Origin of the sequence: Empedobacter sp. UBA3239 (genome assembly GCF_002362875.1) — a bacterium.
GTDB lineage: Bacteria > Bacteroidota > Bacteroidia > Flavobacteriales > Weeksellaceae > Empedobacter > Empedobacter falsenii_B.
Map to the genome: position 1 here is coordinate 1 of NZ_DEVJ01000072.1, position 9332 is coordinate 9332.

General features: G+C 31.2%; 9 protein-coding genes. All 9 read right to left on the reverse strand.

The window, feature by feature from the left end; translation table 11 throughout:
• Positions 1-133 precede the first annotated feature (133 nt).
• The gene (locus B4G36_RS11055; RefSeq protein ID WP_291064054.1) at positions 134-532 is read right to left on the reverse strand and encodes a hypothetical protein; all 399 of its coding nucleotides are present in this window, start codon (positions 530-532) and stop codon (positions 134-136) included.
• On the reverse strand, positions 529-1392 hold the full coding sequence (locus B4G36_RS14035; protein ID WP_409410945.1) for an RHS repeat-associated core domain-containing protein: 864 nt from the start codon (positions 1390-1392) through the stop codon (positions 529-531). The genes B4G36_RS11055 and B4G36_RS14035 overlap by 4 nt, the downstream gene beginning before the upstream one ends.
• A gap of 92 nt (positions 1393-1484) precedes the next feature.
• Complete coding sequence (gene lysS, locus B4G36_RS11065) at positions 1485-3185, reverse strand: lysine--tRNA ligase (protein WP_291064055.1); 1701 nt, start codon at positions 3183-3185, stop codon at positions 1485-1487.
• Between the two features lie 107 nt (positions 3186-3292).
• Complete coding sequence (locus B4G36_RS11070) at positions 3293-4273, reverse strand: hypothetical protein (protein ID WP_291064056.1); 981 nt, start codon at positions 4271-4273, stop codon at positions 3293-3295.
• A 76-nt stretch (positions 4274-4349) separates the two neighbouring features.
• A complete protein-coding gene (locus B4G36_RS11075; RefSeq protein WP_291064057.1) occupies positions 4350-5288 on the reverse strand; it encodes a hypothetical protein in 939 nt (312 codons plus the stop codon).
• Positions 5289-5319: 31 nt separating this feature from the next.
• A complete protein-coding gene (rmuC, locus tag B4G36_RS11080) occupies positions 5320-6696 on the reverse strand; it encodes a DNA recombination protein RmuC (RefSeq protein ID WP_286496433.1) in 1377 nt (458 codons plus the stop codon).
• A gap of 199 nt (positions 6697-6895) precedes the next feature.
• Positions 6896-7420: a CvpA family protein gene (locus B4G36_RS11085; protein ID WP_114999807.1), complete on the reverse strand. Its 525-nt coding sequence runs from the start codon at positions 7418-7420 to the stop codon at positions 6896-6898.
• Positions 7420-8580, reverse strand: a complete 1161-nt coding sequence (locus B4G36_RS11090) for a cysteine desulfurase family protein (protein WP_221854591.1) — start codon at positions 8578-8580, stop codon at positions 7420-7422. The genes B4G36_RS11085 and B4G36_RS11090 overlap by 1 nt, the downstream gene beginning before the upstream one ends.
• 85 nt (positions 8581-8665) lie before the next feature.
• Positions 8666-9332 (reverse strand): DUF4846 domain-containing protein (locus B4G36_RS11095; protein WP_291064058.1); only part of this gene is annotated, 667 nt, incomplete at its 5' end.

Below are 9332 nucleotides of genomic sequence, written 5' to 3' on the forward strand. Positions count from 1 at the left end.
TTTGCTTTTGAATACAACACTGATAAAATAACAAAAGGCAAACAAACGTTTGCCTTTTGTGTTATTGTGAATTATACGTTGTGTGGTAGCAACACATTTAGAGCAGTACCTCTGATAAACTAACCTCCTACCCCTACCCAATAAATTCTTTTATAATAATGGATATTATAAATATTATTATCCAAAAAATAATAAAAACTAAAAAATTAGGGATTTTGTCCAATATTTTTAGAGTTTTAGAGCTATTAATTTTATATTCTACAGAGTGTAATCTTTGTTTAAGATATATATAAACCAGAGTGATTACAGGTAATGTAAATAATAGAAAATATGGTATTTTACCATAGCTAGCTATATAACTAATAAAATTTGAGTTATATTTTTTCTCTATAGAATTAATCATTATTGTTAAAAATAGAGTTATAGGAACTCCTAAGGCAAAAGCTGTAAATAAATATTCTGCTCCTTTATATTGTTTACCATTTTTAGCCATTTTATAAACCTTGTAGGCTACAAAGTCAAATACTATCATTTTTTATCAAAATTATTTTCTACATAGTCATATATGTGATTTCCTAAAGTAGCTTCTCCAATCGAGAGAGCAAAACCACAAGGGGCACATACAGCACTAACTCCAATTATTCCTGCATTTATAGCTGTTCTCGTTCCAACAGTATAATAATTACCTTTATCAATATCATTAATTACTGTTGTAACAGTCATAGCATATCCTAAAAGGGAAACTCCTTTACTTAAAGTTTTAATTCCTTTAAAAGTAGAACTATTTAGTTGACGAAGGCTTCCTTTTTCAATAAATGTTTTATTATCAGTTAAAAATACTCCTGCACGAGCATCAACAACTTTTTCTAAATTTTTTGATGCTTCACTTATTACCGAACCTGTAATTCCGACAGCACTAGCTTCATCAGAATTAACAATACTATCTAAATTAGAAGAAGAACCTTCATTATTTGAATTTGTTTTTTCTGAATCTGAGTTATTATTTGAAGTTTCTGTCCATGAACCATTTTCGCCTAGGGTAACGGTAGAATCTCTAACGCTAGTAAAAGTATTATTCGTTTTTCCATCAGAATAGTCTGAATACCCTTTATCTATAGCTTGTTGTTTAGATGTTATACCATCCACCCAAGACCATTTGTTTCCTTTTCTTACCCAATCAGTTGCTTCCATCCCATCAGGGTCTATGAAGAAAACAGGATTATTAAGAGCATAAGTATAAGGAGAAAAACGTCTTGATTTTTCAGCTAATGGGTCAATGTTGAACCAACGTCCAATTGCAGGGTCGTAGTTTCGAGCGCCGTAGTCGTAAAGGTTTAAGTTTAATTCTTCTTGTAGTTCTTTACCGTTGTATTTGTACTTATAACCATTCATTATCATAAATATATGAATTAAAAAGAATTGGTCGTACAAAAAAAGCCCAACCGAAGTTGAGCTTTTAAAAATATAGATGAAAGGGTAATAATTTACTCTCCTAAATATAGAACTGTTTTGGCATCGCCGTCTACAGTTACTTTAGTCAAGTTATATTTTGCTAAATTTTTCATTGATTTGTCCCATTTTTTACCGCTTAAAGCAGCTTTGGATTTTAATTCATTCAAATCAATGTTTTCGTTAGCTTTTAAAATTTCAATAATTTGAGTTTCTTCTTCTGTCAATTCGTAAGCTGGTGCAGCTTTTTCTGGACGCATTTGAGGGAAGAATAAAACTTCTTGAATAGATGGATTATTTGTTAAGAACATAATCAAACGGTCCATTCCGATTCCTAAACCTGATGTTGGAGGCATTCCGTACTCTAAAGCACGTAAGAAATCTTGGTCGATGAACATAGCTTCGTCGTCACCTCTATCAGCTAAAGCCATTTGTGCTTCAAAACGCTCACGTTGATCGATAGGGTCATTTAACTCCGAATATGCGTTAGCAATTTCTTTTCCACAAACCATTAATTCGAAACGCTCAGTTAATTCCGGATTATCACGGTGTTTTTTAGTCAATGGAGACATTTCTTTTGGATAATCTGTAATGAAAGTTGGTTGAATGTAGTTTCCTTCACATTTTTCACCAAAAATTTCATCGATTAATTTTCCTTTACCCATCGTCTCATCAACCTCGATTCCCATTCCTTTAGCAGCTTCAAATAATTCTGCTTCAGATTTTCCATCGATATCAAATCCTGTGAAATCAATAATCGATTGACGCATTGTTACACGTTTGTAAGGCGCTTTGAAATCAATTTTATGTTCTCCAAAAGTTGCTTCAGAAGTTCCATTAACAGCGATTGCACAATGTTCTAATAATCGTTCTGTGAAATCCATCATCCAGTTGTAATCTTTGTAAGCAACATAAATTTCCATTGCTGTAAATTCTGGATTATGTGTACGATCCATTCCTTCGTTACGGAAGTTTTTAGAAAATTCGTAAACTCCATCAAAACCACCAACGATTAATCTTTTTAAGTATAATTCGTTCGCGATTCTTAAATATAATGGAATATCTAATGCATTATGATGTGTAATAAACGGACGAGCTGCTGCACCTCCAGGAATCGATTGTAAAACAGGAGTTTCTACTTCCATGTATCCACGATCGTTGAAGAAATTACGCATTGCGTTGAATAAACGTGTACGTTTTAAGAAAATTTCTTTTACGTGAGGATTTACAACCATGTCTACGTAACGCATACGGTAACGCAATTCTGGATCTGTAAAAGCATCAAATACATGACCTTCGTCGTCAGTTTTTACAATTGGTAATGGACGTAAAGTTTTTGATAACAACGTTAATTTTGTTACGTGAACAGAAATTTCACCCACTTTAGTTTTGAATTCATATCCTTCAATTCCAATAAAATCTCCGATATCCATCAATTTCTTGAAAATTGTATTGTACTCAATTCCTTCTTCAGACGAAGAAATATCATCTCTCGAGATATAAACCTGTACACGACCTTCGCTATCTTGTAACTCAGCGAAAGAAGCTTTCCCCATTACACGAACACTCATCAATCGTCCGGCAAGCTTGACAACCTTTCCTTCTTCGTACTTTTCCTTAATTTCTTTAGAATTAGAAGTTACCACGAATTCTTCGGCAGGGTAAGGCTCAACGCCTAAGTCTCTTAATTGTTGTAGTTTTTCTCTACGAATAATTTCTTGTTCAGACAATTGCATAGTGAATATAATTTATATAAAATGAATGCAAAATTATGAAAAATAATCTTGATTCACGAAGTTTTTATGATTTAATAATGTAAGAATTATCAGTATTGATGCGAGTTTTAGTCTACTAACTCAAAACGACGCTCTAACGTGTAATCCGTATCTTGAAATTTCACCTTTTTGGTTTCGATACTATACGAAATCCATCCATTATCTTTGATACGAGAAGTTGTTTTTACATAATATTTGATATCGTCTTTCAATCTATTTTCAGATGGTTGTTCTGTTCCTAATTTTGTTGCTAATTCTTTTAGATAAGTATACCAAGAATTGGCCAACCAATCTTTATCGGCTTCCTGAAAACTTGACATAATGTAATTGGTTTGCGAAACTCCAATCTCATTCAATTTCAATTCTGTTGTCGCTGGAGTAGGAGAAGTGCTGAATAAATTGTCCAAGTACGACTTATAAACAAAAGGCTCACTTTTTAAAGTAAAATTACTTTTTCCATAAAAATGATGGAATTGACGAATGTCTTTGTCAAATAATTTAACAATATTTTCTTCTGTAGAATATTGTTGAAGATTCTTTTTGATTAACGCAATCGCAGTAGGATTATCCAAATATTTATTCTCTAAATCTTCTGAAGATAAAACCAATTGTTTAATCGTTTTATCTAAATCTGTATAACCTAAAAATCGTCCGTCTTGATCTATTTTAAAGGAAATCGAAACATTATTAACTAACGAAAAAGGATTATTTAAAAATGATTTTGAATTGAATTGTACATTTCTAAAATTCCACTTTACAATGGTTTCATTTTGATAGACATTTTCAACCTGAATAATAACGTTATAAGTGTATTGTTCTTGATGCGAAATCGTATCATCTTCCAATTTCACTTCACTTGTTGTTACATTATATCGTTTTTCGTTTCCAATATTCCAATATGTTTTCGGGAAAATAATCGTTTCCTGAGGTGCATTAAAAATAGTATCATTTTCAACAACCGGTGAAATTGTATCTTGAATAGGATCTTGGGCAAATATTTTTATCGAAAAAAATAGAAAAAACAGATAATATGTAAAATTAATTTTCATTTATAAGTAATCAAACTAATTCAAAAATAGAGCAAATTATCTAAAATGAAGTTTGAAATTCGTTAAAAAATAAAATTTAGTCATTTAAAAGTTTTATACTTAATTGATTAACTGTTTTCTTAGAACCAATATTTAAGCTAAATAAATATTCAGATTTGATTAAAATTGAATTCAAATCGTACGTATTTTCATATTTCACTTTTAATTCAACTGTTTCCGAATATTTTTTGATTTCTTTTTTTACTTGTTCTTGAGACAAATTCAGTTTAGCATCATTCAACATATAATACGCCATTTCTTCCCATAATTTTTCAAAATCATCTTTGCTCAAATTTTGGTCAGAAGCAATTGTATACGTACCTTTTTCTTTGTTGATGTTTTTTAGATAAGTATTTGTTGTCGAAGAAATAGGAAATCCAAAAATATTTTCCTGTACTGATTTTCCTTCATAGGTTTCGCCTAAACGAAAATATTGTCCATTAAAATAATTGAAAACATGAATTTCTTGCTCAAAAACATACGGAACATATGTTTTCGATTTGACCATTTCCTCAATGTACGCAATATTTGCCTTATAATCATCAGATTTTTTGCGCTGTTTGCCAAGTTTATCTGTTATTTTAAGCAATTTTTCTTCAATCTGAGGAACATTTAATAATTCTAAAAATTCTCCAGAAGGATTTGTTGTGAATTCGTATTCTATTCCTTCAGAATTATTGATAAAATCGCGGTAAAATTCATCAGGATCATTGGATTGATTTTTACCATTTACAAATGTATACTTATTGGCAAAATCATTCTTGTCAACCAATTCCATCGATTTATTTGATTGGTTGATGACTTTAGAAACCGTATCATTTACAGAAATCGAAAAGTTACGATCTGTAAATGAGTAGTTATATATTTTGTTTAATTCTAAATTTGGTTTTACCTGTACAGATTTTTCTTCAAAATTCACCTGCGCAAAAATGGCAGGAGAGTATAGTAAAATCAAGGTAAATAGGCTTGTTTTCATTCTCTCTAAAAGTTGTACAAATATAGAATGATTATTGAATATCCAAGTTATTTATTGAACGAATCATTGTATCAATTGGCTTAGTTTCCGAAATTTCTTTTTCCATCAAAGTTCCACCGATTTCTTTCAGCTTTTTAACCTGCGGAATAAATCGATTTTCTAGCGAACCTATAGCTTTATTGTAACTTTGGGTTGCTTGGTTTAGATTATGACCAACCGTAGCTAAATGTTGTATTAAAACATTCACACGATTGTATAACTCTATTCCAGCATCTCGCATTTGATATATATTTTCCGCAACATTTAATTGTTGCCAGCTAAACGCAATTGTGCGAAGCATTGTAATCAAAGTAGTTGGTGTTGCAATAATTATTCTATTGTTTAGTGCATCTTCTATCAAAGTTCGCTCCAATTCTAACGCAGCACCAAAAGAACTTTCAATTTGCAGATACATCACCACATAATCGGGTGCTTCTGTGTATTGATTCCAATAAGCCTTAGAACTCAAATTCTTTAAATGTTCGCGTACAGCTTTCGCGTGCATTTGCAAATGATGTTTTCTCAAATTTTCATCTTCCGTTTCGAACGCAAGCATATATTGGTTTAACGGAACTTTAGAATCTACAATTACTTTTCGATTTCCAGGAAGATTAACGATTAAATCTGGGCGAAGCAAACCATTTTCTGATTGAACAGAAGTTTGTTCTTCAAAATCACAAAAAGACGACATTCCAGCAAATTCAACCACACGTCGCAAACCAATTTCTCCGTATTTTCCTCTTGTGTGTGAAGTTTTAAGAGCAGAAACTAATGTATTGGTTTCTTTTTGCAATTTATCAGTTGTACCACGCATTGAATCTAAGAAAACTTTAATTTCTGAATAAGCGCCTTCTCGAGCTTTTTCTATTTCGGATATTTTTCCGTCAAATTTATTCAAGCTTTCATTTAATGGTTTGATTAACGAATCAATCGCTTGTTGACGTTTTTCTAAATCGTTTTGAGAATTAGAAAAATGTTTATCCAATGTTGTTTTCGCTAAATCAAGAAATTGTTCGTTATTACTTTTCAAAACTTGAGCTGAAAGTGCTTCAAATTGCTCTTTTAATCGTTCATTGGTTTCGAGCATAAACGATTTTTGCTCCTCCACAGCTTTCATTGCTTCTTGATGGCGAACCGTTAATTCTGTATTTTTTTCGCGCTCTTTTTGCCATTGATCCAAATTGAAATTTGCATCATCTTTTATTTCGATAAATTCATTTTTTAGCGAATCATATTGTTTCTGAAGTTCTTGGTGTTTTATTTCATTTCCAATTATGGCTGAATTTGCTTTCGATTTTGAATATAAAAAACTGATAACGGCTCCAATGATAAAAAAAAGGATGGATGAAAGTATGATTGCGCTGTTCATAATCTTAAAATTTAAACAAAGGAACGATTTTATACGACACAATATGTCGTTATTAAAAATAAAATCATAAAAAAACGACTTCTAAGAATCGTTTTTTGATCTTAAATTAATTGTTTTGATCTCTTTAGATAATTTTTGTGCCTTTTATAAAATTAATGTTAAGAAAAAAGACAGCTTGAAAAAAGCTGTCTTTGTATGATTATAAATGAATAGAATCTTGGGATTCTGTCCTTAAATTATCTTTTGTTTCGAAGATAGAATTTTTGATGATTTGAGAACTTTCGTTCAAAATTGGTAAAATCTGGCTTTCGTCTTTTGTTTCTTTAAATCCTAGTTCTAAAATCGGATCGATATAATACAAAATACTTGATGTTAAAAGTAAAGAGATTATTAATCCTAAAGCCGCTCCTCCAAATCGATTAATGATTCCTAAACCAACTGCTTCTACTGTTTTTTGTGTTAAACTTGACGCTAATTTTATTGTGAAAAAAGCAATTGCAAATGTAATAACTAACGCAACCAAAGAAGTTAAGCTATCTGCAACAATGTTGTAAGAATCGACATAAACTTCGATGATTTGATAAAATTTAAAACTTAACCAAATTGCTACAAAAAAACCGACTAACCCAATTAATTGAGAAATAAAACCTTTGAAAAATCCGTTGATAAAACCAAAAGCTAACGCAATTAAAATCAGAATATCAAGTTGATTGAAATCAGTCATTAAGCGTTTTGTAATTGATGTTTTTCAGCGATTTTTTTCAATGTTCCAACTAAGACATCAATATCTTCTTTAGTTGTTTCGTATGAAAAAGATACACGTAAAGGCGTCATTTGATCAATTTCTTCTTCTGTGTACAATGTTTGCATAACTAATGAAACTTTTGCTGCACCAGAACTGCAAGCACTTCCTTGTGAAACAGCGATACCAGCTAATTCTAATTCGAATCCGATTAAGCTATCATGGAATGGTAATTTGATGCTTAATAATGCATACAAACTTTTGTCTAAATCATCTGATAATCCATTGAAAGAAACTTCTGGAATAGCTGATTTTAATTGATCGATTGTATATTGTTTAATTTCTTTGATGTGATTAACATGAGCTTCTAACTCATCAATTGCTAAATCAAAAGCTTTCGAAAGCCCAACAATTCCATACACATTTTCGGTACCAGAACGCATTCCTCTTTCTTGTCCTCCTCCAGCAATCAAGGCTTTTAAATGCGAAGCTTTTTTTGCATATAAAAATCCAGCACCTTTTGGTCCATGAATTTTGTGCGCTGAACAAGAAGCGAAATCCATTCCCAAATCTTGGAAATCTAAATCGTAATGACCAACTGTTTGTACCGTATCTGTGTGGAACAATGTATTATTTTCTTGACACAATTGCGAAATACGTTTAACATCTGTTAAATTTCCAATTTCGTTGTTGGCATGCATCAAAGAAACCAATGTTTTTTTAGATTGATCTTTAACCAATTCCTCTAATTGAGCATAATCAATGTCTCCATTTTTCTGAATATTGATGCGGATTACTTCAACTTTTCCACGATATTCTAAATCTTTGATACTTTCTTGTACACATTTGTGCTCCATATCCGAAGTAATGATACGTGTAACATCTAAATCATTTACACAAGAACGTATAATCGTATTGTTAGATTCTGTCCCACAAGAAGTAAAATAAATTTCGGCAGGAGAAACATTCAAACGCTGGGCAATGTTCTTTCGAGCCATTTCTATAAGAGCCTTGGCTTCTCTACCAAAAACGTGGGTAGAAGATGGATTTCCGAAAACATTTTTCATCACATTTGCCATTTCGTCAACTACTTCTGGACGAATTGCTGTGGTTGCTGCATTGTCTAAATATACTCTTTGCATTATCGATTATTTACTGTATTGTTGTTTACTTTGAGGTTTTGAACAACAAATTTAAGTAAAATGTAAGGATTGAAAAAGTAAAATGTTATTTAAAACGCATCAAGTCCGAAGACAAAAATCTCCACTCAGGTGTAAGAAGTATGCCTTCTTTTGCAATATACCATGGTGAGATTAAATCGTTGCTTGGATTAGAAAGAATATGAATGTCTTGACTTGGATAATAACTTTGAGCCAAAATGAATATATTATTCCCATTTTTATCTTTCGCTAAATCAATTACCATTACAGCATGACTTTTTATATTTCCCTTTTGAAAAAATACATCGCCAATTTGAATCTCTTTGATAGAGATTGGTTTTAATAATTCAGCAATTGTATTTGAATTTGTATTTTCTAAATAATAGATCAAATATTGCATGTATTTCGTATGAGAATAATCTCCTTTTACATAGTCAGTGTAAGGAATTGGCTTTGTAGAAATTTTAGACAATTTATCTATTTCATTGTATTTTTTCGAACGGAAGAAATACTCTAAACGCAAACTCATCATCGCATTTGCATTAAACTGTACATTTTTTTTGGGTTGTTCTAAATCTAAAACTCCTACATATATATTTGGATTAGATTTTTTTTGACCATCAAAAGAATAAACAGCTGTATTATTGTTTTTGAGCGGAAGGTTATTTATCCATTTACCAAAATCTGTATAATTTTGATTCCTTTCATAATTTGGGATCAGGGACAAAAGTTGG